Below are 24,364 nucleotides of genomic sequence, written 5' to 3'. Positions count from 1 at the left end.
GGGGCACAAGCCACTAAAAGTCGCAGGGATTTATTCGTGCTTTCCAGATGAAATGGAAGGATTGCCTGGCTGACCGTCCTGCTGCTCGCTCATGAGGAGCAGACAGGACGTTTTCAAACAACAGAACCGGCCCTCAACCCGTATTGCGAAGGCCTGCCGCAATGCCTGCAACGCTGACCAGCAGGGCCTGATCCAGGGGGCTTGCCGTGCCCTCTCCAGCCTGTCGAGAACGTTCCAGCAGCTCGATTTGAAGCAGGTGTAGCGGATCAAGGTAGATATTACGTACGGCAATGAACGCCCGCGTTTGAGGGTTGTGAGCCAGCAGCTCGGCCTGGCCGGTCAGACGCAGTACAGAGCGCTCCGCCTGTGACAACAGGTCGCGGAGCTCTTGCCCTAGCGCACGCCACTGCTCCGGCACCAACTGCTCGTCATAGAGCCGGGCAATGTCTCCGTCAGCCTTGGCTAAAACCATTTCCAGCATATCGATGCGAGTACGAAAGAACGGCCAGCGCTCACGCATCTGCTGTAACCGCTGCTCATCACCCCGCTCCAAGGCCCTAGCCAACGCTGTTTCCCAGCCCAACCAGGCAGGCAACATCAGGCGGGTCTGTGTCCAGGCAAAAATCCAGGGGATGGCACGCAGGCTTTCCACCCCGCCCTCACGACGCTTCGCCGGGCGGCTGCCCAAGGGCAGACGGCCCAGTTCCTGCTCAGGCGTAGCCCTGCGGAAGTAGTCAACAAACTGAGGATGCTCCCGCACCACGCCACGATAAGCCTTCAGGCTGTCTGCAGCCAGACGATCCATGTCAGCCCGCCACTCCGGCTCAGGGACTGGAGGCGGCTGTAATGTAGCCTCCAAGACAGCAGCCAGGTAAAGGTTGAGATTCTGCCGCGCGATATCGGGCTGACCAAACTTGAAGCGTATCATCTCACCCTGCTCCGTTACCCGGAAACGGCCGCAGACCGAACCTGGCGGCTGCGAAAGGATCGCCTCATGGGCAGGACCGCCACCGCGTCCCACCGTGCCTCCGCGCCCATGGAACAGGATGAGTTCGATACCCTGCCGGCTGCAGATGTCTACCAAGGCTTCCTGGGCACGATACTGCGCCCAGGCCGCAGCCAGGGTTCCTGCATCCTTGGCCGAGTCGGAATAGCCGATCATGACCTCTTGGGGCCCCTGAAGCCGTTCGCGATAGCCCGGCAGCGCCAGCAGGCTTTCAATGACCTCGCCTGCATGATCAAGATCATCCAGTGTCTCGAATAAAGGTACCACCCGCATGGGTCGACGTACGCCTGCTTCCTTGAGCAAGAGTTGCACGGCCAGGATATCTGACGCTGAGCCCGCCATCGATATCACATAGGACCCCAGCGCTGCTGCAGGTGACTCGGCAATTACACGGCAGGTTGCAAGCACTTCGGCAGTGTCTGCCGAGGGCGTGTAATCCGGTGCCAGCAAGGGTCTGCGATTGGAGAGCTCGGTCTCCAGAAACGTCAGCCGACGCGCTTCATCCCATTCGGCATAGCTGCCAAGCCCCAGATATTCTGTAATTTCGTTCATGGCTGACGCATGGCGGGTCGAATCCTGACGGATATCCAGCCGCACCAGGAAAAGCCCGAAGGTAGTAGCGCGACGCAACGCATCCAACAACGGCCCGTCAGCGATAACGCCCATTCCGCAAGCATGGAGCGACTCATAGCAGAGCTTGAGAGGTCCCAGGAGCTCTTCATTGTGCTCAAGCACCCCTGTGCTGGGGATATGAGGCTCATGAACGGCTCGGGCAGCCCAGTCGCGCGTGGCCTTGAGTCGCTCGCGTAGTTGCTTGAGCAGGGCGCGGTACGGCTCAGGTGTATCACCTACCTCTGCCATGAGTTCAGCCGAGGCACGCTGCATGGAAAGCTCCGATGCAAGGCGGTCTACATCACGCATGTACAAGTCGGCCGCCATCCAGCGTGCCAACAGCAGCACTTCGCGCGTTATCGTAGCCGTTACATTCGGATTCCCATCACGATCGCCGCCCATCCAGGAAGCGAATCGAACAGGCGTTGCCAGCAACGGCAGACGTTCTCCAGTAGCCTCCTGTAAGGTTTCGTCTACTTGCCGCAGCAGTCTGGGTACTGCATGCCAAAGGGAGTTTTCAATAACGGCGAATCCCCATTTGGCCTCATCGACAGGCGTGGGCCGCTGTCGGCGAATCTCTTCGGTATGCCAGGCTTCCGCAATGAGGCGGCGCAGTCGCTGCTGCACCTCGTGCCGCTCGGCAGCTGTCAAATCATCGTGATCCTGGGCGGCCAGCTGTTCGGTAATCTCCTCGTACTTCTGAATCAGCGTTCTGCGAGCAACCTCCGTTGGATGCGCCGTGAGAACCAACTCGACACTCAGCTGAGACAGCTGCTCGGCAAGCTTTGGCCCAGTGTGCCCCGCCTGTTTGAGCCGGGACAGAACTTCCTGGAGCACCCGGTCTTCCAGCGGTGCCGGCTCGCCAGCGCTACGCCGACGGATACGGTGATACTCCTCGGCGATATTGGCCAGGTTCAGGAAATGATTGAAGGCTCTGGCAACTGGTAGCAGCTCGGACTCATCCAGCGAATTGAGCGTCTCGGACAGCTGTCTTTCGCCACGGAGCGACCCGCCACGCGAAGCTTTCGCGCCCTTTCGGATACGCTCGATCTTTTCCAGAAAGGCAGGACCATACTGATCGCTAATGGTCTGTCCTAACAGCTCTCCCAGTCGGTGAACATCTTCCCGCAGACGAACATCAATCTCGACGACCATGTTTATCCCTCTTTCGTTGTTCTCTTTGTTGTTCTAGCACACCTGCGCCAGGGACCTCGTACGACACTCTGCTGTCTAGCTTTTGTAGAACTGCAACGAAACGGTCAGGCGAAGGAGATTCTCATGAAGATCAGCGAGCTCGTACAGGAATGGGAGCAGAACGCTACAGGCCGTATGGCCCACGCACACTACAACTTGGTTCTGGACCTTGAATCCGCGGCCCGGTTGCATGCCCTCCACGAAATGTATCCAAAGCGTAGCGTAGAAGAACTCTTAGCTGAGCTGGTAGGCGCGGCGCTAGAGGAACTTGAAGCCAGTTTTCCCTATGTCAAGGGACAGCGAGTCGTAGCAACGGACGAGCTGGGTGATCCACTTTATGAAGATGTTGGCCCCACGCCACGCTTTCTGGAACTGTCGAAGAAGCACTTGGCTGAGCTCAACAAAAACGATTCGTCCACATGATCGGCAGACGCACAATAACCCTAGCCAGAACAAGCCATTAGCTGGATTGAAATGCCGTTTTACCGCTTAGCGTGCTATGGATTTTTAGACAAGGGATGAACATTTCGTGACTTGAAGCGGTCCATACGTTAGCCAGTAAATGAGAGGCTTTTTGTCAATAACCTTCGATCCGATAAATAGCGAAGGTAATAAAAGGCCTCGGCCACCCTGTCAGCCAGGGAACAATTTAGCTGTTTGGACTATTAATGGAGTTGAGCCCTATGAATACATTGACTGCCAAGAAATCGATACAAAAGGCCTGTAGTCTGAAATTCGCTGCACTGGCGCTAGGCAGTGCACTGATCCTGACCGGCTGCGCAGGTGATCCGCCTAGTGAGCAGATGGCCGTTACTCAATCCGCAGTCAATGAAGCGGTAAGTGGTGGCGGCAATCAGTACGCTCCGCTGGAAACCAAGTCTGCCCAGGACAAGTGGACACAGGCTCAAACAGCACTGAACGAAAAGAACTACGAAAAAGCCAAGCAATTGGCCGAGCAGGCCGAGTGGGACGCACGTCTGGCAACTCGCAAGACTCAGGCTGCCAAGGCTGATGCAGCCCTCCAGGACGCTCAGAAGAGCATTCAGCAGATCCGCGAGGAAGGGATGATCAACGGCGAGCTGCAGCAAAAGCAGAACCAACGCCAGCAATAAGCTGACCCATCCCCTATTCCCGTCTTATGCCTAAAGGATAAATGTTATGCGTAAACAGTTTCTTATCCCTGCCGTATCTGCCCTGAGCATCGCCCTGGCTGCCTGTTCGACTCCACCAAACCCGAACCTTGAGAAGGCCCAGGCTGACTATGCAGCACTACAATCCCAGCCTCAGTCCTCTCAGCTGGCTGCGCTGGAAACCAAGGATGCTGGTGACTGGGTAGACAAGGCCAGCCGTGCTTACCGTGAAGGCGACAAGCAGGAGAAGGTCGACCAACTAGCGTACCTGGCCAACCAGCGCATTCAACTGGCCATGCAAACTGTCAAGCTGCGCATGACCGAGCAGCAGCTGCAAGGCGTTGACGCACAGCGTACCCAGGCTCGTCTGGATGCCCGTACTGCGCAGCTCAAGCAGCTGCAAAGCCAGCTTAACGCCAAGCAGACGGATCGTGGTACTGTCGTAACCTTCGGCAACGTACTATTCGATCTGAACCAGGCCACACTCAAGCCCGCAGGCATGACCAACGTTCAGCAGCTAGCCAGCTTCCTGCAGCAGAACCCAGAACGCCAGGTCATTGTTGAAGGCTACACTGATAGCACAGGTTCCGACTCGTACAACCAGCAGCTGTCCGAGCGCCGTGCGAATGCTATCAAGACCGCGCTGGTCAGCATGGGCATATCGCCTAATCGCATCGTAACCCGAGGCTATGGCAAGGCATTCCCGGTAGCTAGCAACTCTACCGCAGCTGATCGCGCCATGAATCGTCGCGTAGAGGTTACTATTTCCAACGACGCGAATCCGGTTGCACCACGCATGTAATAGGTGACCGTCCTAAAAGCCCGGCTAATGTCGGGCTTTTTTATGGGCGGGTGATCAATCAATGAGCGTAGCGTTAGTTAATACCTCTGCCATTTCAGTGGAGAACGCTACGAGGATGACTTCACGAACCGAGCTGCCTTCCGGTCTGGGCTCTTGGAGAACGGATACCGCAACGCGTGCCGCTTGCTCCGCAGGATATCCATAGACACCACAGCTGATCGCAGGAAAGGCCAGGGTACGGGCATCGATACTTTCAGCCAGCGCCAACGTGGTTCGATAACACCGCGCTAACTGCTCGGGTTCACCTGAATTGCCTCCGCTCCAAACCGGCCCGACGGTATGAATGATGAAGCGGGCCTGAAGATTGAAACCAGGCGTAAGCCTGGCCTCTCCAACCGGGCATCTGCCCAGTCGTCGGCAATACTCCAAGAGCTCAGGACCCGCTGCCCGGTGAATCGCGCCATCAACGCCACTCCCGCCTAGCAGACACTCATTCGCCGCATTGACGATGACATCAACATCCAACGCGGTAATATCCCCTTGCCATACCCGAATTTTCATTCAAACCTCTATGAGCGATGGATGGCTATTCACTGCCTTTCTCGCCTTGCGCCTTGGTCGTTGCTTCATAGACGCGCTCAGCGAGACGTGAAAAAGGGAGCGTTTGGACCCATACGGAGCCGTGTCCTTTTAGGGTTGCCAATACCAAGCCCTCACCGCCAAACAGCATGCTGCGTAGGCCGCCTGCCAAGCCAATGCTGTAATCGATACCTTCGGTGAAACCAACCAGACACCCGGTATCAAGACGGAGCGTTTCCCCATTGAGCTCTTTGCGAATGACCGTACCGCCCGCATGCATGAAGGCCAGACCATCGCCTTCCAGCTTTTCCAGAATGAAACCCTCACCACCAAAGAAGCCGGCCCCCAGGCGGCGGGTAAACGCTACGCCTACACGCGTACCTAGCGCAGCACAGAGGAAGGCATCGCGCTGACAGAAAAGCGTACCGCCAATAGCTGAGAGGTCAACCGGCACAACGTGTCCTGGATAAGGCGCAGCGAAGGCTACATGACGCTTGCGCTTCCCCTCATTGGTGAAGTGCGTCATAAATAGCGATTCGCCGCCCATCATGCGTTTACCAGCGCTCCACAGCTTGCCCAGCACTCCGCCGGATCCGTCCCCCATGCGGGCAGTGAAATCGATGTCCTCTTCCATATAGGTCATGGCACCTGCCTCGGCGATAACGGTCTCGCCGGGATCAAGTCCGATTTCCACCGCCTGCATGGACTCACCAATGATGCGGTAATCGATCTCATGACTGGGCATGGCTTACTCCTGTAAGCCGACACAAGGCGTCGGCGTGGTCAAATGATATTGGCGTAATCCGCTTCGATTCGATCCAGGCTGAGATGGTTCAGGAAGTTGGAAAAACACATCCAGGCCGATAAGGCATTGAGATCCTGGAACTGGGGCGGCAGGTATTTGGGCGGCGCGACCAGACCCTCTTCAACCAGCTGGCTCAGGATGCGCATGTCTTCCAGGGTGGTCTTGCCACAAAACAACAGGGGAATCTGCTCTACCTTACCCTTACGAACGGCCAGCTGAATGTAGTTGTAGATGAGAATGAAGCCCTTGAGATAGGAGAGGTCTTTGGTAAACGGTAACTCGGAAGGTGTAGAACCGCGGAATACGCGACTGGCGTTCTGGTAACCATCCTCCAGGCTGTAACCCTGCTCCTCATAGAAGCGGAAGACATCCAGAAAATCAGCACCCTCCTCTGCCATGTGAATAGCACGGGTACGATTGGTCAGCTTGCGCAGGCGTGAAGGGTAAGAAGTAAAGGCGATGACCTCCATGAGGATAGCCAAGCCTTCCTGCGTAACGGTGGACGATGGCGGTCCTTTCGAGAGAAAGGTGCAGATCGGCTGATTCTGACCGTTCAGTGTTGTCCCGACATGGACCAACCCCTCATGAACCTCCAACGCACGAATATCACGTTCGTTGAACATGGCGTCCGCCCGGATCTTGATGTAATCCGCACCTGCGGCAGCGTCGGCAACGATTCCATCTGATTCGAACACACGGATAGTGCCTTCGTCTTCTCCAAATACTGCATTCAGGCGCTGCTGCAGCATCGGTGCAGCTTCCTTGGCGGTGAGTGTCTTGGGCTCGTCTTTGAGATCGCTGCGCTTATCGATGTTGTTCAGATAATCCGACATCATCATGCCTAGATCCGCCAGAGTCGGGTCACCGGCATGAAAGGCATCGGACGCTGCCCCATAGAGTTCCTGTGAGATCAGGCCAAAATCTCGCGTCCCTCGCGCCTGAAGCATCCGCACGACCATGCGGTACTCACGACACATACGCCGCATGATTTGCCCCACCGGGCTGAATTGCCCCAGGTGCCGGGTCACTTCCCGCTCGATGCTTTGAAACTCGCCCTTGACCTCATCCGGGTCGAACCCTAACGGCCGCTGTTCATAGTAGGCGCGATCCACCGGGGGTAGCATCTTGCCCTTGCCATCGAGAAAGCGCTGTTTGACCTCATCCTCCCACTTCACCGCATCGAGAATCCGGATGGGGGCCTGGGCCGCCACGATACGATCGGAAAGCGTGCGAATCGTCTCTTGGTACTGGTTTTTCACCTTGCGTGAATTCATGCCCACCTCATTACAGGGAAGACAAACCCTGACGTATGCAGGATAGCGTATCGACTGCCTGGGTAGACGGCGGTTCGACAGATCTCGGTACGCCAGAAATAAAAGAACCGCCATAAAGGCGGTTCTTTGTTTACAGCAACTGCTTACAGCGGGCGCATATGCGGGAACAGAATTACGTCACGGATCGACGGAGAGTCGGTCAACAGCATGACCAGACGGTCAATACCGATGCCCTCACCTGCCGTTGGCGGCATGCCGTATTCCAGCGCCGCCACGAAGTCGGCATCGAAATGCATGGCTTCGTCATCACCGGCGTCCTTATCGGCCACCTGAGCGTGGAAGCGCTCAGCCTGGTCTTCCGCATCGTTAAGTTCGGAATAGGCGTTGGCGATTTCACGGCCACCGATGAACAGCTCGAAGCGGTCAGTCACACTTGGATCATCGTCGTTACGACGGGCCAGCGGAGAGACTTCGAACGGATACTGAGTAATGAACGTAGGCTGCTCCAGTTTGTGCTCGACCAGCTCTTCGAAAATCATGGTTTGTAGCTTGCCAAGCCCTTCGAAGCCCTTGACGTCCGCACCGGCCTTCTTGGCAATCGCACGTGCTTTCTCGATGTCACGCAGATCATCAGCGCTGATCTCGGGGTTGTACTTCAGGATCGAGTCGAACACGGACAAGCGTGCAAACGGCTCACCGAAGTGGAAGACCTTGCCCTGATACGGCACATCGGTGGTACCCAAAACCGCCATGGCCAGCTCGCGGAACAATTCCTCGGTCAGGTCCATGTTGTCTTCGTAATCGGCATACGCTTGGTAGAACTCAAGCATGGTGAATTCGGGGTTATGCCGAGTCGATACGCCTTCGTTACGGAAGTTGCGGTTGATCTCGAACACGCGCTCGAAGCCACCCACCACGAGTCGCTTCAGATAAAGCTCTGGAGCGATACGCAGGAACATATCGATATCCAGCGCATTGTGATGCGTCTCGAAGGGCTTGGCCGCCGCACCGCCTGGGATGGTCTGCAGCATGGGCGTTTCGACTTCGAGGAAGTCACGATCCCGCAGGAACTGGCGAATGTGAGCGATCACCTGCGAGCGTACACGGAACGTATGGCGGACGTCGTCGTTGACGATCAGGTCGACGTAGCGTTGACGGTAGCGCATCTCGGTATCGGTCAGGCCGTGATGCTTGTCAGGCAGAGGACGCAGAGACTTGGTCAGCAGACGAACATTGTCCATGTCTACATACAGGTCGCCCTTGCCGGAGCGGGCCAGTGTGCCCTCGGCCGCGATGATATCGCCCAGATCCCAGGTCTTGATGGCTTCCAGCGTTTCCGCTGGCAGCTTCTTACGGTCTACATAAACCTGAAGCCGGCCGGTCATGTCCTGAAGAACCATGAACGCACCGCGGTTGAGCATGATGCGGCCAGCAATCTTGACCTTGATGCCCGCTTCGGCCAGCTCTTCCTTGCTTTTGCCTTCATAGGCTTTCTGCAGATCCGCACAGTAGCTGTCGCGGCGGAAGTCATTCGGGAACGCGATGCGCTGCTCGGCGCGCAGGGCTGCAAGCTTTTCCTTGCGCTGGGCAATCAGCTTGTTGTGTTCCTGCTCTTGGGCATGTTGGTCTAAAGGTTGTTCGCTCATGGTCTGGGTATTTCCATCACGGGATCAGCCCTCTCCTGTCGAAGAAGGCGTTTAAGGTAGTGTTACAGGCCCTGCTTGAGGCTGGCCTCGATAAACTCGTCCAGGTCGCCGTCCAGTACCGCATCGCAGTTGCTGTTCTCGATGCCGGTACGCAGATCCTTGATCCGAGACTGGTCGAGTACATAGGAGCGGATCTGGTGGCCCCAGCCGATATCGGACTTGGAGTCTTCCAACGCCTGGGAAGCGGCCGTACGTTTCTGCATTTCCTGCTCATACAACTTGGCCCGCAGCATTTTCATGGCGGTGTCCTTGTTGGCGTGCTGGGAGCGCTCGTTCTGGCAGCTGACCACCGTGTTGGTGGGCACGTGGGTGATACGCACCGCCGAGTCCGTGGTGTTAACGTGCTGACCACCCGCGCCGGAGGAACGGTAGGTATCGATCCGCAGGTCGGCTGGGTTGATCTCGATTTCGATGTTGTCATCGATCTCCGGCGAAACGAAGACGGCTGTAAACGACGTGTGGCGGCGGTTGCCCGAATCGAATGGACTCTTGCGAACCAGCCGATGTACGCCGATCTCAGTCTTGAGCCAGCCGAACGCATACTCACCCTTCACATGAACGGTTGCGCCCTTGATCCCTGCCACTTCACCTTCGGAGAGCTCCATGATGGTCGTCTCGAAGCCGTGTTTGTCTGCCCAGCGCAGGTACATGCGCAGCAGCATATTGGCCCAATCCTGAGCCTCAGTGCCGCCGGAGCCAGCCTGGATATCAAGGTAGGCATTGTTCGGATCCATCTCGCCACTGAACATGCGACGGAACTCGAGCTTCTCGAGAATCTCGCGCAAACGCTCGACCTCGGTGGCTACATCGTTGACAGCGCCTTCGTCATTTTCCTCGGCAGCCATTTCCAGCAGGTCGTTTGCATCGGCCAGACCACCGGAAAGCTCATCAAGGGTTTCGACCACCTGGGCCAGCTGGGCGCGTTCTTTGCCAAGGCTCTGAGCGTACTCAGGCTTGTTCCAGACGCTTGGATCTTCGAGCTCGCGCTCAACTTCGGTCAAACGATCTTTTTTATGATCGTAGTCAAAGATACCCCCGAATGGTCTGGGTACGTCCGGTGAGGTCTTTGATACTGTTCAGAATCGGGTTGATTTCCATGGCTGGCAATCACTCGCGGAAAACGTGGAAAAGCCTGCGAGTATACTGCAACCGGCTCCGATCCGGCAGCCTTTGCGGGTGTTTGTTCGTCCCTCCGTTATTCAGCCCCTCCGAATGGCCTACAGCAGCATGGAAAAGCACTGCTGCAGGCTCCGGTCGACTCATGCCGCTTGGCGCCTACCGGTACGACATCCGATACAGGCGGCACAGTTTACAGCGCGGCCTACACAGCCCAGACCTTTGAGTGCGCTTAATCTGCGTGAATATCGACATGACGGGTCTCACGCAGGAACAGCAGGCCTACCACCAGACTGCCCCCAGTAATAAGCACTGGATACCACAGGCCATAAAAAATATCGCCGGTATACACGACAAGCGCAAAGGACACGGTAGGCAACAGACCGCCGAACCAGCCGTTGCCAACATGGTATGGCAGCGATAGCGAGGTATATCGGATACGGGTCGGAAACAGTTCCACCATCAATGCTGCCAATGGACCATACGTCATGGTAGCGATCAAAATCAGCGCAACGATCAACAGCACGACCATGCCCTGATTGATGGCCGCCGGATCAGCCTTTTGTGGATAACCGGCTGCGTCCACTGCTGCGCTCAGGGTAGCCGCATCATAACCGCGTACTTCCTGTTGCCCTACCCGTACGACGATCTCACTGCCAGCGGCACCTTCAGCGGTCTGATAAGGCAGGCCGCGCTTTACCAGAAGTGCCTTGACCCGATCGCACGGACTGTCGAAGCGTGCCTTGCCGACAGGATCGAACTGGAAGGTACAGGTGGCAGGATCCGCCTCGACGGTAATCGGTGCCTGCCGGCTGGCCATATCAATCTCCGGATTGGCGTAATGCCCCAAAGCCTTGAAGATTGGAAAATAGCAAACCGTTGCCAGCAGCAGTCCTAGCATCATAATCGGCTTGCGACCGACCTTATCGGACAGCCAACCAAAAAAGACAAAGAAAGGCGCACCGATGACAATCGAGATGATAAGCAGCGTATTAGCCAGGGCGGCGTCCATCTTGAGCATTTGCGTCAGAAAGAACAGGACGTAGAACTGCGCGGTATAAAAAGTTACTGCCTGGCCGGCATTGATGCTGAATAACGCAATCAACACAACGCGCAAATTGCTCCAGCGGGTGAACGAATCCCTAATAGGAGAATGGCTCGTCTTGCCTTCGGACTTCATTTTGAGAAACGCCGGGGACTCGTGCATCGACAGACGAATCCAGGTTGAGATACCCAACAGCACAATCGAAAACAGGAACGGCAAGCGCCAGCCCCAGGTTTCGAATGCGTCACCGGTCAGCTTCCGACAGACCAGAATGACCAGTAGCGAAAGCAGAAGCCCAAGGGTTGCTGTTGACTGAATCCAACTGGTATAGCTACCCCGCTTGCCAGCCGGTGCGTGTTCAGCCACATAAGTGGCGGCTCCTCCATATTCGCCACCCAGCGCCAGCCCCTGAAGCAATCGCAACGTAACTAACAAAATGGGGGCGGCAAGTCCGATGGAGGCATAGGTAGGCAACAATCCAACCCCAAAGGTAGAAACACCCATCAATAGGATGGTTGCCAGAAATGTATATTTGCGGCCGATCTTGTCGCCTAGCCTGCCAAAGACAAGTGCACCAAACGGCCTGACCAGAAAGCCCGCCGAAAAAGCCAGCAGGGCAAAGATGAAGGCGGTAGTTTCGTTGACACCTGCGAAGAACTGCTTGCTGATCACGGCCGCCAGGGCGCCGTAAAGAAAAAAGTCATACCACTCGAACACGGTCCCCAAAGAAGAGGCAAAGATAACCTTGCGCTCTTCACGGGTGCTGCTGACGGTGCGGCTGTAGCCGCTGGCCTGGGCATATTCTGCCATGCTTGTCTCCCGACCCTCGTGGGGTCTCAGTGTCTGTTGTCATTGTTATTCACTGCGGGACGCCAGAACCTCATACGGCCTGTTCAAGCGGTACTGCCTTCGTTGAGATTGCCTTGTGTTGCTCAGATTGCCAGCCGCTCCGGCTCACGTCGGATCGTCTGGGCAGCATGGGTCAGCCGCTCGTCTCGCTGGCTTGCCACTATCAGTTCGGCCGCCTTCTGCGCGATCATCAACGTAGGTGAGCAGGTATTACCCGACACGATAGTGGGCATGATCGACGCATCGGCAATACGTAGCCCCGGTATCCCATGAACGCGCAACTGAGCATCCACGACCGCCTCGGGACCTGCCCCCATCTTGCAGGTCCCCACAGGATGAAAGATGGTAGTACCAATACTGCCGGCAGCCATTCTTAGCTGCTCCTCTGTCTGAAAGTCCGGACCCGGCAGGTACTCTTCCGGTGCATAAGGTGCCAGGGCCGGCGAGCCGACAATACGTCGTGTTAGACGAATAGCATCGGCAGCGACCTTGAGATCCGCCTCATGGCTGAGATAGTTCGGCTGGATCAGCGGCGCAGCATCTAGTTCTGCCGAACAAATTTCCACTCGCCCCCGGCTCTCTGGCCGCAGGTTGCACACTGAGGCCGTGAATGCTGGAAAGGTGTGCAGCGGCTCGCCGAAGCGATCCAGCGACAATGGCTGAACATGGTATTGCAGATTGGCAGACGGTTGGCTCGGCTCGGAGCGAGCGAAAGCACCCAGCTGGCTCGGCGCCATGGCCAGCGGGCCGCGGCGTCCGAATGCGTACTGCAGGCCCATGTTCAGCTTACCCCATAGGCTACTGGCCATTTGATTGAGCGTATGAATACCCGAGACCTTGTAGATCAGACGTAACTGCAGGTGATCCTGAAGGTTTGCACCAACGCCGGGCAGTTCATGTTGAACACCAATCCCGAGCCGCTCCAATAGCGGTCGCGGGCCAATACCCGAGCGCTGCAAAATGGCGGGAGAGCCTATGGCACCGCTGCACAGGATAATTTCCCGACGCGCGATAAAGCGCTGCAATTGCCCCTTCCGTACGACCTGAACGGCACGGGCCCGTCCGTCCTCCAGGATGACCCGATCCGCCTCGGCATTGGTCACGATCGTCAGGTTGGCTCGCTGCCGGACAGGCTTGAGAAAGGCCTTGACTGCGTTCCATCGAACTCCGCTACGTTGATTGACCTGAAAGAAACCACAGCCTTCATTGTCACCCGTATTGAAGTCTTCGACCGAAGAAATGCCCGACTCTGCCGCTGCGCGACGGAATGTTTCGAGAATATCCCAGCTCAGGCGCTGTTTCTCGACGCGCCACTCACCACCCGCCCCATGCAGCTCAGACGCTCCTGCGTAGTGATTCTCCATGCGCCTGAATAGCGGCAAGACATCCTGCCAACCCCAACCGGCATTACCCGCAGCCGCCCACTCGTCATAGTCACGCGCCTGACCACGCATATAAATCATGCCGTTGATAGAAGAGCAACCTCCCATCACCTTGCCGCGCGGATAACCCAGCGCCCGCCCGTTGAGACCAGGTTCGGGCTCGGTCTTGAAACACCAGTCAGTACGGGGATTATTGATACAGTAGAGATAGCCGACAGGGATGTGAATCCAGGGATAGGTATCACGGCCGCCCGCCTCTAGAAGCAACACGCGAACCGAAGGATCAGCCGATAGCCGATTGGCCAGCAGGCAACCGGCAGGACCTGCGCCAACGATGACATAGTCGTATGAATTCGGAAGAGTGGTCATCAGAACATCTGCTCTTGTTGTACTTGTTATTGCTCTTCATGCTAGACGGAGTATTTCAGAACAAGAACAATCATTTTCAGGCAGCCGTTGTTCAAAAATGCACAGCAGTTACCTAGGTGAGGAGTCACGCGAATGTTCAACTGGGACGACCTCCGCTTCTTTCTGGAATTACAGCGCAGCGGGCGCTTGCTATCCGCGGCCAGGCGTATGGGAACCAGCCACACGACCGTCGCTCGGCACATCGAATCGCTCGAACGCACCCTGGGCACGCAGCTTCTCGTTCAGCACACCCAGGGGTATCAGCTCACACCAGCCGGTCAGGCATTACTCAAGCATGCCGAGGCCATGGAGGAATCCGCCCTTCTGGCGCAGGAAGAAATGACCTGTAGCGTAAATCCCCTAGGCCAGGTTCGCCTTGGGGTGACGGAAGGACTGGGCACGGGCTTCCTGGCCGGGCGGCTGGCAACCTTACTGGAGCGCTATCCGGGCCTTGAAATCGAGCTGGTCTCGGTTCCCCGCTTTGTCAGCATTACTAACCGGGAGGCGGATATTGCCGTTACGCTCGAACGGCCCAGCGCTGATCTGGTCATCGCTCGAAAACTCAGCAGCTATTGTCTCCAACTGTACGCCAGTTCAGCTTATCTGGAAAAAGCGCCTCCCCTTCACTCACGGGAAGATCTCTCCCGCCATCGCTGGATTAGCTACGTAGACGACCTGATATTCACCAAAGAACTGCTTTTTCTCCAGACAATGTGCAAGCACCCGCAAGTAGCGTTCCGGAGCACCAGCGTGCTGGCTCAGCAAATGGCGGCTCAGGCGGGAATCGGCATTGCCATCCTTCCCTACTACCTGGGAAGCCGCGATCCCCTGTTGATACCAGTCCTGCCGCAGGAGCGCGTCATTCGGCACTACTGGATATCATCGCGCCGAGAACTTCATCGAACGGTGCGGCTGCGCGTTGTCTGGGATTTTCTGGTTGGCCTGTGCGAGCAACACCAACATGTCTTGATGGGCCAGGCCGCCGAGCAAGACGGCCCGGACACATGATCAGCCCTTGGCCTTGCTATCCAACTCAGCCCGGAGGGCGGGATCCAGGTTCAGATGACGCGCCAGCTCGTCTAGATAGGCCTTTTCCATCACTTGCTGATCATCGGCCATCAACAGACTTGCCAGGTAAATCTCGGCAGCCATTTCCGGCGTCTTGGCGCTGGCAGCAATTTCGGCAGGGTCCAGCGGCTTATTGATTTCCTGACGCAGCCAGTTCTGAAGCTCAGGATCATCTGCATGTCGATTCATTTCGTCATCAATGAGCTTACGCTCCTGATCATCGATATGCCCGTCTGCCTTGGCTGCCGCAATAAGTGCCTTCAGAATGGCCTGACTGTGCTGCTCCACCTTTCCTTCCGGCGCACGATCTACTGTCTGAGGCTCGGCCTGAGGCGCATTGGCCTGGCTTTTCTGCCAGTTTGTATAAGCCTGGTAGGCTAGCGTACCCAGCGCGACCAACCCACCATACTTGGCCATCCGGCCACCTCCCATACGGGTGGCGCCCTTGCCGCGCAAAAGCATCCCCAACACACTGGCGGCCAGCGCTCCGCCGCCTGCACTCGACAGCATGCCGCTCAGAGGGTCTTTCGACGAAGGGGTTTGAGACTTCGCATTACCTTGATTCAACTTTCCAAGTGCACCGGACAGGCCGCCCTGCTTGGCGAGCATGTCCTGCCCTGTCTTGAGTAATTGATCCAGCAGGCCACGTGTTTGCATCATTGCTCTCCAGATAATGGTAGATACCTATTAGGGCAAGACACACCGGCAGATGGTTCATGCAGCGGAGCGCTCTTCTGCTGCGAGATATTGCAGGGACGCTTGGAGGGAGGATTAAACAGGGCGAACCTACTGGAAGCTCGCCCTAACAGGGTCAATCGAACGATAGCGGCTTGCGAAGGGGCGTATCCCGGTGTGCCGCGCGAACGTACTGTGCGGGCCAGGAAACCTTGTCGCGCAATGCTTCAGCGGCCTGCAGCGGCCAGTGCGGATCACGCAGCAGTTCGCGTGCCAGCAGTACCACATCGGCCTGACCGGTACGAATGATGTGCTCAGCCTGGGCCGCATCGGTAATCATGCCCACGGCGCCACTGGCAATCTCAGCCTCCTTGCGAACCCGCTCTGCAAATTGCGTTTGATAACCTGGGCCTACCGGGATTTCGGCGTTTGCCGCAGTACCTCCCGAGGAGACATCAATCAGATCGACACCCAGGGGTTTCAAGCGCTTGGCCAGCTCTACCGTCTCGTCTACATTCCAGCCATCTTCTACCCAATCGGTTGCCGATAACCGAACAAAGACAGGCAGCTCATCAGGCCAGACTGCTCGAATGGCTTGTGTAACCTCCAACAGGAAACGGATACGGTTATCGAAACTGCCACCGTATTGATCGCTACGCTGGTTTGAAATCGGTGAAAGAAACTGATGTAGCAGATAACCGTGGGCCGCGTGGATTTCAGCAACCTTGAACCCGGCAGCCAGTGCGCGCTCGGCTGTTGCGACAAAGGCTTTGGTGAGACCGGCAATATCCTCAGCATCCAGCTCGGTAGGACGTGTGTGCTGGGGGTCAAAGGCTATCGCTGACGGAGCTACGGGAACCCAGCCACCTTCAGCGATGGGAACGCTGCCGTGCTTGCCTTCCCAAGGACGCCACGTACTGGCTTTACGCCCGGCATGGGCAATCTGGATACCCGGTACCGCGCCCTGTGACTGAATGAATTGAGTGATGCGGCGCAGCGGCTCAATCTGCTCGTCCTTCCATAAGCCCAGATCCTGCGGAGTAATACGTCCTTCTGGCGTAACGGCAACAGCTTCACTGATGACCAGACCCGCGCCACCAACGGCACGGCTGCCCAGGTGGACCAAGTGCCAATCATTGGCGAAACCGTCTTCGCTCGAATATTGGCACATGGGGGAAACTACAACGCGGTTCGGAAGCGTCAGTTGGCGAAGGGTAAAAGGCTCAAAAAGTTTGCTCATGATCGCTCTCGGCACAAGGACTTGAATCTATTAGAGCCTTACTTTGCCGGAATGATCAATTCGATAGCAATGCAACTATTTTTATGAGGCCTATTACTTCACTTGGGCGTCAGGTGAACCACAATCAGCTGCACGCTTTCCTGACCACGAAATTCGTTCACATCCAGGCGGTAGGCGGCTTCGACCCAGCGAATTTGCGGATTCGGCCAGACCTCGCAATTAATGTTGAACGCAATGCCGTCCAGTTGAATGCCTCCGCACTCACTCTTCAAAACCAGCTTCAAATGCCGCTCACCTACAATACGCTGCTGCACGACCTCAAACACACCGTGAAACATCGGCTCGGGGAAATGCTGCCCCCAGGGGCCAGCATGCTTGAGTGCACGTGCAATCTCCAGTTGAAAATCGCAGGTTTCCAGCGAACCGTCCGATTGCAAACGCCCTGTCAGGTCATCCTCGACCAGATGCCGTCTGACTTCCGCATCGAAAGCCGCAGCAAACGCACCGAAATTCTCTTGAGGCAGTGATAGCCCCGCTGCCATGGCGTGCCCGCCGAACTTAGTGATCAGCCCAGGATGACGCGCCGCAACAGCATCCAGCGCATCACGGATATGAAACCCTGGAACCGAACGCGCCGAGCCCTTGAGCATGCCGTCACCGGCATCGGCAAAGGCCAGCGTGGGCCGGTGGTAACGTTCCTTGAGACGAGATGCCAGAATACCAATGACGCCCTGATGCCATTCGGGATCAAACAGACATAATCCGAACGGCATATCGTCTCTGGGTAACTCCTTGAGCTGCGCCAAGGCCTCACGCTGCATGCCCTGCTCGATCAGCTTTCGATCCTTATTGAGCTGGTCCAGCTGGACGGCCATGTCTCGTGCAAGGGCTTCGTCCTCGCACAGCAGGCACTCGATTCCAAGCGACATATCATCCAGCCGCCCCGCCGCATTCAGGCGCGGCCCCAGAATAAATCCCAGGTCAGTAGAAGTAATCTTACCCGGTTGCCGCCCAGCCACCTCCAGCAATGCTCTGAGCCCCGGACGAGCGCGACCGGCACGTATACGCGCTAATCCCTGATGGACCAGAATCCGATTATTGGCATCCAATGGGACCACGTCGGCAACACTGCCCAGCGCAACTAGATCCAGCAGCTCAGCCAGATTAGGTTCTTTGATGTTCAGCGCATCGAACCAGCCCTCTTCACGCAGCCGCGTCCGCAGTGCAAGCATCACGTAGAAGATAACGCCCACGCCAGCAATGCACTTGCTGGGAAACTCACAGGCAGGCTGGTTGGGGTTAACGATCGCATGAGCAGCAGGTAACTCATGGCCCGGCAAATGGTGGTCGGTCACCAGCACGCGCATTCCTGCGGCTTTGGCAGCCTCGACACCGTCTATGCTGGAAATTCCGTTATCCACGGTCACCAGCAGGTCAGGCTGGCGCTCCCGGGCAACCGCGACGATTTCAGGTGTCAGCCCATAACCGTATTCAAAGCGATTAGGAACAAGGTAATCGACCCAGGCGGCACCCAGACTGCGCAAGGCAAGAACCGCCACACTGGTAGCGGTTGCGCCATCAGCGTCAAAATCACCCACGACCAGAATGCGTTGACGCTTGGCCAGCGCATCGACCAGCAATTCGATGGCGTCATCCATCCCCTTGAACAACCGATAGGGATGTAACCGCGCCAGCCCTTTTTCAAGCTCATCAGCACTCTTCACGCCACGCGCGGCATAAAGACGGGTCAGTAGCGGCGGAAGATCACCCAGATCGGGCAATTCATCCGGCAGGGAACGAAGTTCGATACGCATCGATTACTCAAGTATTACAACAGAAATAGAGAACAGGCCGAACAGACGGCTCAAGCCATGGATAGATTCAAGATGCGTCTGCTTCCATGGCTTTTAAAGCGTTTTCCGATGAATCAACGCTCACCCATCAACCAGTCGAGATGAAGCTCGTGTTGACCACGCTCGTCCGTCACGAACACAGTCCCCTCACTGATCATTACGCTCCAGCTGATCGAGCGTGGCAGATCAGTAGCCAATGCAGCCAGCGGCTCAACAGGCACCGCTGCAATGTTCAGGTTTTTCAGCATCTTCACCGAATCGACTACCTTGCTCTGCCAGACCCGCAAATTGCCATAGGCAAGCAAGCTGACCCGCTCCGCACGGCGAGAACACCAGACCAGGCGCTCAGCATCAGGCTGCCCTACTTCAATCCAATGCAGTACACGATCATCGAGACTCTTTTCCCAAAGGGCAGGCTCATCTACATCGGAAAGTCCCCGACCAAACCCAAGCTGCTCGCCGTACCACAAGGCGTACCCCAGGATGCGCACAGCCAGACGCTCTTCGGTTTCGGAGGGATGACGAGCAACGGTAAAACGCAGGTTCTCGTAGACGCTGCGGTCCAGATCCGTCAGGTTAAGTTCAACTTTATAAGGCGTGGCTTGCAGGGCCATGAATGTCCGCTCGAAAGTAAAGCTGACCAGTGTACCGTGAAAACGCCTGAAAAGTGGCTTGCTCAGACAGGCTGGCTAATGACACTTCGATTCTTGCCGAGCCCCTTGGCTTCATATAATCCCTTATCAGCCAGGGCAATCAGCGAATCAAGCACATAACCCGCCTCCGCCGAACTGGCTACACCAATGCTGATACTCAAGGAAACCCCTGCTACCCGTGAGCATGAAGCAAATTCCTTCCGTATCCGCTCAGCCATTTGATACGCCGCTTCAGTAGTGGTGTCTGGTAGCAGGCACGCAAACTCTTCGCCGCCCAAACGACCAAAAACATCACGTTTTCGAAGCCGCATCCTGGCCACCTCACAAAAGGCTACCAATGCTTGGTCTCCAGCCTGATGACCATGCCTGTCATTGAGCTGTTTGAAATTATCCATATCACACAGTAGCAATGTCACAGGGCTATGCTGAACCTGGCAGTGACGCAGCATGTTTTCGCTGTCTTCGACGAAGGACCGTCGATTGCCAATACCTGTCAGCGAGTCCGTCAACGAGGCTTGCCGGTAACGCCTCTCCGTTCGTTGCTGCACCATGGCTGTCGCCGCAAACGTCAGACCAATGCTGTACAACAAGGTCTCGAGCAGCAGAAACGCCGCAAAGTCGATTCCATGACTTTCCCTGGCGAACGGCAGTGAGCGATCCAGAAAGAAACGACCGACATAAAAAACACTGTGCAATCCAAACAGACTGAACAAGGCCGCCAGCGATACCTGATTTTCGTTCCGGGAGCGCCAGAGTTCATAACCTGCCAACACGGTATAGCTGACAATTACCAGCGAGCTCAGTTGAATTCGCGCAGCCAGCGAGCCATAAAAGGCGGGAATCAGACAGGCAAGCAACCATAGGACACTTCCAGCCCACACTCCGGACCAGAATACTCGTCGTCCGGAAAAAGCCCGCATGGCAGTCCACCCCATGGCATAACAGACATGAACAAGCACGTTTCCCAGCACGATAGGCAACGCATCCATTCCTCGTCCACGCAGGCTACCTATTACCAGCCCCAGCGCGCCCGACCATAGCATCACACACAGAAAGCCCAGAGTTGCCTCGCGGCTCCCTCTTGCCCATGCAAATAGCATCAGCACGCCAAGCAGAACGAGTACATACACATTGGTCACAAGTAGCGTAGGCATGCTCAAAGTCACGGCAGCCCTCCTGGCAGTACGCGTGTCAATCAAACGAGCAAGGGGAAGCTGGTCAGGAGCGAATGCCAGAACAGCATCCGCTCCTGAACGCTATTTAGAGCGGCTTGCCGCGATTACCATGTTGAGCGACAAAAGCCTGTACCGCCTCAATGGCGTTAGGCAGCACAGTGCAGCGCTCCTCGCGCTGGAATAGATCGCTCAGGTGAGCCGGAAGCTCCAGCGCCTTACCAATACCGGCCTTCTCGACTGCGTCAGGAAACTTGACGGGGTGTGCTGTTCCCAGCACTACCATCGGTGTAGACAGGTTACGACGACACTCTCGCGCCGCCTTGACGCCAATTGCCGTATGCGGATCAAGCACCTCGCCGGTACGCTTGAAGACATCAGCGATGGTAGCGCACGTGTCTTCATCACTTACCGCCAATGAATCAAACAGCTTACGCGCTTCAACCCAACGATCTTCTTCAACGGAGAGTTTGCCCGTGGCCTTGAACGTGCTCATCAGCTCGGCCAACGCCACACCGTTACGTCCGTGCAGGTCGAACAACAAACGTTCGAAGTTGGACGACACCATGATATCCATGGAAGGCGATAGCGAGGCGTGCAACGTTTCCTTGAAATACTGGTTGCCGCTCATGAAGCGATGCAGGATATCGTTGCGATTGGTTGCTACAACAAGCTGACTTACAGGCAGCCCCATGTTACGCGCCAGGTATCCTGCGAATATATCGCCAAAGTTACCGGTCGGGACCGAGAACGCTACGGAGCGCGCCGGGGCACCCAACTGCAGCGCTGCATGGAAGTAGTAAACGATCTGGGCCATGATGCGCGCCCAGTTGATCGAGTTTACGGCAACCAGACGCGTGCCCTTGAGGAAGCTCTGATCGGCAAAACTCGCCTTCACCATCTCCTGACAATCATCAAAATTGCCTTCGATGGCGATGTTATGGATGTTTTCGCCAAGGATGGTCGTCATCTGGCGACGCTGGACCTCAGATACACGCTGGTGAGGATGCAGAATGAAAATGTCTACATTCTCGCAACGACGGCAGCCCTCAATAGCAGCAGACCCCGTATCGCCCGAAGTGGCGCCGATGATCACGACGCGCTCATCCCGCTTGAGCAGAATATGATCCAGCAGACGGCCCAGCAGCTGTAGTGCGAAATCCTTGAACGCCAGGGTTGGGCCATGGAAAAGCTCCATCACCCATTCATTGGCATTGAGCTGACGCAGCGGCGCAATCGCACTGTGAGCGAATGCGCCATACGTTTCCTCAAGAATCTGTTTGAAGTCGGTATCGCTGATACTGCCCTCAACGAACGGGCGCATGACGCGGAATGCCAACTCGTGGTAAGGCAGCCCAGCCCAGGAAGCAATCTCTTCCTGAGTAAACCGCGGCAGATTTTCCGGCACATACAGACCTCCGTCACTGGCCAGGCCAGCCAACAGAACGTCTTCGAAATTCAACGCTGGCGCATTGCCGCGGGTGCTGATGTAACGCATCGATTTAACCTTCAATTAGAGCAGCTGATAGCCGGATCCATCATCCGGCCGGCCTGGATCAGTTCAGATGTTCGACTCGGATACGAACAACAGCCCCTACCACATCCTCAAGTGACTCAAGCGCCTTGATGGCTTCATTCATATGCTGTTCATGTACCCGGTGGGTCAGCAGAATCATGGGAATCAAGCCGTCATGTTCCTCGGCTTCCTTCTGCATGATCGACTCTATATTAATGCCACGCTCCGACAGGATACTTGCCACCTGGGCCAACACACCTGGATGGTCCTTGGCCTGGATACGCAGGTAGTAGGCGCTCTCACAGGCTTCGATAGGCAATACCGGATGATCGGACAAAGCGTCAGGCTGGAAGGCCAGGTGCGGAACGCGATTTTCCGGATCTGACGTCATGGCACGTACCACATCGACAAGATCAGCCACTACGGAGGAAGCCGTTGGCTCCATACCAGCGCCCGCGCCATAAAACAGTGTCGAACCCACCGCATCACCGTTAACCATGACGGCGTTCATTACCCCATTTACGTTGGCAATCAGGCGATCGGCTGGAATCAGGGTGGGATGAACACGTAGCTCAATACCCTTCTCGGTGCTGCGCGCAACGCCCAGGTGCTTGATGCGGTAACCCAGCGCCTCGGCATAACCAACGTCGGCCGTGGTCAGCGTGGTAATGCCTTCGGTGTAGGCCTTATCGAACTGAAGCGGAATACCAAAGGCAATGGATGCCAGAATGGTAAGTTTATGCGCCGCATCGATACCTTCAACATCAAAGGTTGGATCCGCCTCGGCATAACCGAGCGCCTGGGCTTCCTTGAGTACGTCTTCGAACGTACGGCCCTTTTCGCGCATTTCGGTCAGGATAAAGTTGCCAGTACCGTTGATGATTCCCGCCACCCAATTGATGCGGTTAGCCGCAAGGCCCTCACGCACAGCTTTGATAACAGGAATGCCTCCAGCAACCGACGCTTCGAAGGCTACGATGACGCCTTTTTCACGCGCCCTGGCAAAAATCTCATTGCCATGCACTGCGATCAACGCCTTGTTTGCGGTAACCACATGCTTGCCGTTGTTGATTGCACGCATGACCAATTCACGGGCCACTGTGTAACCACCAATTAGCTCGACCACCACGTCGATTTCCGGGTTATCCACCACAGCGAACACATCGTCGGTAATCGGGGTAATACCGGTATCACACTTGGGATTAGGACGACGCTGAGCAATCTGTGCTACTTCAATACCACGGCCGGCACGACGTGCAATCTCTTCAGCGTTTCGTTTGAGCACATTGAAAGTACCGCCACCCACGGTACCCAGTCCGCAAATACCCACTTTTACCGGTTTCACGCTTTATTCCCCTGCTGTAGGCCTCGGTAGAACACCCGGGCTGATAAAAACTTGGAAACGGAGTTTACCTCAAGCACGCCGCTTGGCTGCCACGTATCGCTCAGGCTTATCGTCAAGACCAAACGGCCGAGCTTAGCTCGGCCGTCATGACTGCACTATACCTATTTACCGGCTGCCAGCGCGTCATTTACCAATTCTGACGCTGGCTGGTAACCAGGGATCATATGTCCATTGGCAAGAATAATGGCAGGCGTGCCCTGAATGCCAATCTGTTGTCCCAAAGTGAACTGCTTCGCAACCGGATCATCACAGGAGGCAGCCTTGATTTCCTTACCCTCGAACATGCGCTCCATCGCCTCGGCCCGATCCTTGGAGCACCATACTGCCTCAAGCTGCTTATACCCCGCCGAATTTAAACCCTGACGCGGGAATGCCAGATAACGCACCTCGATACCCTGCTTGTTCAACTTGGGAACTTCGGCGTGTAGTTTCTGGCAATAAGGGCATGTGGTATCCGTAAAAACTGTAATGTGAGCTTTCGTCTCGCCCACTGCCGGAAAGACGACCATCTGCTGCTTGTCCAAACCATTGATCTGCTTGGCCACTGCTGCATTTTCAGCCTGTTCCGTCAGGTTAACGGCGTGACCGTCCTTATACTGGTACAGGTATCCTTGAACGATGTATTGCCCATCAGCACTGGCATACAGGATACGCCCGCCCTTGAGCTGAACCTCATAAAGGCCTTCAAAAGGACTTTTTCCAATCGACTCGATACCCAGATCAGGCTGTAATGCACTCAAGGTCTTACGGATAGCCTGCTCGGATTCAGCCATTGCAAAAGTACTTGCGAGCCCCAGGCAAACCGCCAGCACCAAACGAGTAATGCGCATGAATAACTCCTGTGAACAATAGCTGCCAGCCTACCACAGAGGCC

Annotated in this window: 20 protein-coding genes; 4 read left to right on the top strand and 16 right to left on the bottom strand. The window is 56.2% G+C overall.

Translation table 11 applies throughout. The features are described 5' to 3' along the window. Nucleotides 1–133: 133 nt before the first annotated feature. Nucleotides 134–2,773, bottom strand: coding sequence for a phosphoenolpyruvate carboxylase (ppc, locus tag HMPREF1487_RS15480; RefSeq protein WP_010797615.1), 2,640 nt, complete (start codon nt 2,771–2,773; stop codon nt 134–136). Between the two features lie 123 nt (nt 2,774–2,896). On the opposite strand from ppc, the gene HMPREF1487_RS15475 reads away from it, so the two are divergent. The 3 genes from HMPREF1487_RS15475 (at nt 2,897) to HMPREF1487_RS15465 (ending at nt 4,744) form a co-directional block, all read left to right on the top strand. After that, nucleotides 2,897–3,235: a hypothetical protein gene (locus HMPREF1487_RS15475; protein ID WP_010797614.1), complete on the top strand. Its 339-nt coding sequence runs from the start codon at nt 2,897–2,899 to the stop codon at nt 3,233–3,235. 245 nt (nt 3,236–3,480) lie between these two features. Further along, the gene (locus HMPREF1487_RS15470) at nt 3,481–3,924 is read left to right on the top strand and encodes a DUF4398 domain-containing protein (protein ID WP_073450340.1); all 444 of its coding nucleotides are present in this window, start codon (nt 3,481–3,483) and stop codon (nt 3,922–3,924) included. Between the two features lie 46 nt (nt 3,925–3,970). Further along, nucleotides 3,971–4,744 carry a lipotoxin F family OmpA-related lipoprotein LptF gene (locus tag HMPREF1487_RS15465; RefSeq protein ID WP_010797612.1) on the top strand — a complete coding sequence of 258 codons (774 nt, stop codon included), beginning with the start codon at nt 3,971–3,973 and terminating at the stop codon, nt 4,742–4,744. Between the two features lie 54 nt (nt 4,745–4,798). On the opposite strand, the gene HMPREF1487_RS15460 is transcribed toward HMPREF1487_RS15465, so the two are convergent. The 7 genes from HMPREF1487_RS15460 to HMPREF1487_RS15430 form a co-directional block, all read right to left on the bottom strand. Further along, a complete protein-coding gene (locus HMPREF1487_RS15460) occupies nt 4,799–5,305 on the bottom strand; it encodes an O-acetyl-ADP-ribose deacetylase (protein ID WP_010797611.1) in 507 nt (168 codons plus the stop codon). 25 nt (nt 5,306–5,330) lie between these two features. Further along, nucleotides 5,331–6,068, bottom strand: coding sequence for a TIGR00266 family protein (locus HMPREF1487_RS15455; protein ID WP_010797610.1), 738 nt, complete (start codon nt 6,066–6,068; stop codon nt 5,331–5,333). A 38-nt stretch (nt 6,069–6,106) separates the two neighbouring features. Then, a complete protein-coding gene (locus HMPREF1487_RS15450; protein ID WP_010797609.1) occupies nt 6,107–7,402 on the bottom strand; it encodes a flavohemoglobin expression-modulating QEGLA motif protein in 1,296 nt (431 codons plus the stop codon). 143 nt (nt 7,403–7,545) lie between these two features. Further along, nucleotides 7,546–9,048: a lysine--tRNA ligase gene (lysS, locus tag HMPREF1487_RS15445; protein WP_010797608.1), complete on the bottom strand. Its 1,503-nt coding sequence runs from the start codon at nt 9,046–9,048 to the stop codon at nt 7,546–7,548. A 62-nt stretch (nt 9,049–9,110) separates the two neighbouring features. Then, nucleotides 9,111–10,206 (bottom strand): peptide chain release factor 2 gene (prfB, locus tag HMPREF1487_RS15440; protein WP_100217761.1). Its coding sequence is split into 2 segments (ribosomal slippage): nt 9,111–10,133 and nt 10,135–10,206, totalling 1,095 coding nucleotides; the frame shifts between segments, so codons are not numbered across the junction. 250 nt (nt 10,207–10,456) lie between these two features. Beyond that, nucleotides 10,457–12,079, bottom strand: coding sequence for an MFS transporter (locus HMPREF1487_RS15435; protein ID WP_010797606.1), 1,623 nt, complete (start codon nt 12,077–12,079; stop codon nt 10,457–10,459). A 122-nt stretch (nt 12,080–12,201) separates the two neighbouring features. Then, complete coding sequence (locus HMPREF1487_RS15430; protein ID WP_010797605.1) at nt 12,202–13,869, bottom strand: GMC family oxidoreductase; 1,668 nt, start codon at nt 13,867–13,869, stop codon at nt 12,202–12,204. Between the two features lie 132 nt (nt 13,870–14,001). On the opposite strand from HMPREF1487_RS15430, the gene HMPREF1487_RS15425 reads away from it, so the two are divergent. After that, a complete protein-coding gene (locus HMPREF1487_RS15425; RefSeq protein ID WP_010797604.1) occupies nt 14,002–14,916 on the top strand; it encodes a LysR family transcriptional regulator in 915 nt (304 codons plus the stop codon). Here HMPREF1487_RS15425 and HMPREF1487_RS15420 read toward each other — a convergent pair whose 3' ends face one another. From HMPREF1487_RS15420 to dsbC, 8 genes are all read right to left on the bottom strand, one after another. After that, nucleotides 14,917–15,633, bottom strand: a complete 717-nt coding sequence (locus HMPREF1487_RS15420; RefSeq protein WP_010797603.1) for a tellurite resistance TerB family protein — start codon at nt 15,631–15,633, stop codon at nt 14,917–14,919. A 154-nt stretch (nt 15,634–15,787) separates the two neighbouring features. Continuing rightward, nucleotides 15,788–16,891 carry an NADH:flavin oxidoreductase/NADH oxidase gene (locus tag HMPREF1487_RS15415; protein WP_010797602.1) on the bottom strand — a complete coding sequence of 368 codons (1,104 nt, stop codon included), beginning with the start codon at nt 16,889–16,891 and terminating at the stop codon, nt 15,788–15,790. 98 nt (nt 16,892–16,989) lie between these two features. After that, nucleotides 16,990–18,705 carry a single-stranded-DNA-specific exonuclease RecJ gene (recJ, locus tag HMPREF1487_RS15410; protein WP_010797601.1) on the bottom strand — a complete coding sequence of 572 codons (1,716 nt, stop codon included), beginning with the start codon at nt 18,703–18,705 and terminating at the stop codon, nt 16,990–16,992. Between the two features lie 113 nt (nt 18,706–18,818). Next, nucleotides 18,819–19,358, bottom strand: coding sequence for a YaeQ family protein (locus tag HMPREF1487_RS15405; RefSeq protein WP_010797600.1), 540 nt, complete (start codon nt 19,356–19,358; stop codon nt 18,819–18,821). A 62-nt stretch (nt 19,359–19,420) separates the two neighbouring features. Continuing rightward, nucleotides 19,421–20,563, bottom strand: coding sequence for a GGDEF domain-containing protein (locus tag HMPREF1487_RS15400; RefSeq protein WP_010797599.1), 1,143 nt, complete (start codon nt 20,561–20,563; stop codon nt 19,421–19,423). 94 nt (nt 20,564–20,657) lie between these two features. Continuing rightward, the gene (thrC, locus tag HMPREF1487_RS15395) at nt 20,658–22,067 is read right to left on the bottom strand and encodes a threonine synthase (RefSeq protein ID WP_010797598.1); all 1,410 of its coding nucleotides are present in this window, start codon (nt 22,065–22,067) and stop codon (nt 20,658–20,660) included. Nucleotides 22,068–22,125: 58 nt separating this feature from the next. Next, on the bottom strand, nt 22,126–23,430 hold the full coding sequence (locus tag HMPREF1487_RS15390) for a homoserine dehydrogenase (protein ID WP_010797597.1): 1,305 nt from the start codon (nt 23,428–23,430) through the stop codon (nt 22,126–22,128). Nucleotides 23,431–23,591: 161 nt separating this feature from the next. Beyond that, nucleotides 23,592–24,320, bottom strand: coding sequence for a bifunctional protein-disulfide isomerase/oxidoreductase DsbC (dsbC, locus tag HMPREF1487_RS15385; protein ID WP_010797596.1), 729 nt, complete (start codon nt 24,318–24,320; stop codon nt 23,592–23,594). Nucleotides 24,321–24,364 lie beyond the last annotated feature (44 nt).

The organism is Pseudomonas sp. HPB0071, assembly GCF_000478505.2.
GTDB lineage: Bacteria > Pseudomonadota > Gammaproteobacteria > Pseudomonadales > Pseudomonadaceae > Chryseomonas > Chryseomonas luteola.
Note: the sequence above shows the minus strand (reverse complement) of the source record. Positions and strands in the feature narration are given on the sequence as shown.

Excerpts from the sequence above, each read along its gene's own strand:
- ppc (WP_010797615.1), bottom strand. The coding sequence starts at position 2,773 with ATGGTCGTCGAGATTGATGTTCGTCTGCGGGAAGATGTTCACCGACTG.
- HMPREF1487_RS15475 (WP_010797614.1), top strand. The coding sequence starts at position 2,897 with ATGAAGATCAGCGAGCTCGTACAGGAATGGGAGCAGAACGCTACAGGC.
- HMPREF1487_RS15470 (WP_073450340.1), top strand. The coding sequence starts at position 3,481 with ATGGAGTTGAGCCCTATGAATACATTGACTGCCAAGAAATCGATACAA.
- HMPREF1487_RS15465 (WP_010797612.1), top strand. The coding sequence starts at position 3,971 with ATGCGTAAACAGTTTCTTATCCCTGCCGTATCTGCCCTGAGCATCGCC.
- HMPREF1487_RS15460 (WP_010797611.1), bottom strand. The coding sequence starts at position 5,305 with ATGAAAATTCGGGTATGGCAAGGGGATATTACCGCGTTGGATGTTGAT.
- HMPREF1487_RS15455 (WP_010797610.1), bottom strand. The coding sequence starts at position 6,068 with ATGCCCAGTCATGAGATCGATTACCGCATCATTGGTGAGTCCATGCAG.
- HMPREF1487_RS15450 (WP_010797609.1), bottom strand. The coding sequence starts at position 7,402 with ATGAATTCACGCAAGGTGAAAAACCAGTACCAAGAGACGATTCGCACG.
- lysS (WP_010797608.1), bottom strand. The coding sequence starts at position 9,048 with ATGAGCGAACAACCTTTAGACCAACATGCCCAAGAGCAGGAACACAAC.
- HMPREF1487_RS15435 (WP_010797606.1), bottom strand. The coding sequence starts at position 12,079 with ATGGCAGAATATGCCCAGGCCAGCGGCTACAGCCGCACCGTCAGCAGC.
- HMPREF1487_RS15430 (WP_010797605.1), bottom strand. The coding sequence starts at position 13,869 with ATGACCACTCTTCCGAATTCATACGACTATGTCATCGTTGGCGCAGGT.
- HMPREF1487_RS15425 (WP_010797604.1), top strand. The coding sequence starts at position 14,002 with ATGTTCAACTGGGACGACCTCCGCTTCTTTCTGGAATTACAGCGCAGC.
- HMPREF1487_RS15420 (WP_010797603.1), bottom strand. The coding sequence starts at position 15,633 with ATGCAAACACGTGGCCTGCTGGATCAATTACTCAAGACAGGGCAGGAC.
- HMPREF1487_RS15415 (WP_010797602.1), bottom strand. The coding sequence starts at position 16,891 with ATGAGCAAACTTTTTGAGCCTTTTACCCTTCGCCAACTGACGCTTCCG.
- recJ (WP_010797601.1), bottom strand. The coding sequence starts at position 18,705 with ATGCGTATCGAACTTCGTTCCCTGCCGGATGAATTGCCCGATCTGGGT.
- HMPREF1487_RS15405 (WP_010797600.1), bottom strand. The coding sequence starts at position 19,358 with ATGGCCCTGCAAGCCACGCCTTATAAAGTTGAACTTAACCTGACGGAT.
- thrC (WP_010797598.1), bottom strand. The coding sequence starts at position 22,067 with ATGCGTTACATCAGCACCCGCGGCAATGCGCCAGCGTTGAATTTCGAA.
- dsbC (WP_010797596.1), bottom strand. The coding sequence starts at position 24,320 with ATGCGCATTACTCGTTTGGTGCTGGCGGTTTGCCTGGGGCTCGCAAGT.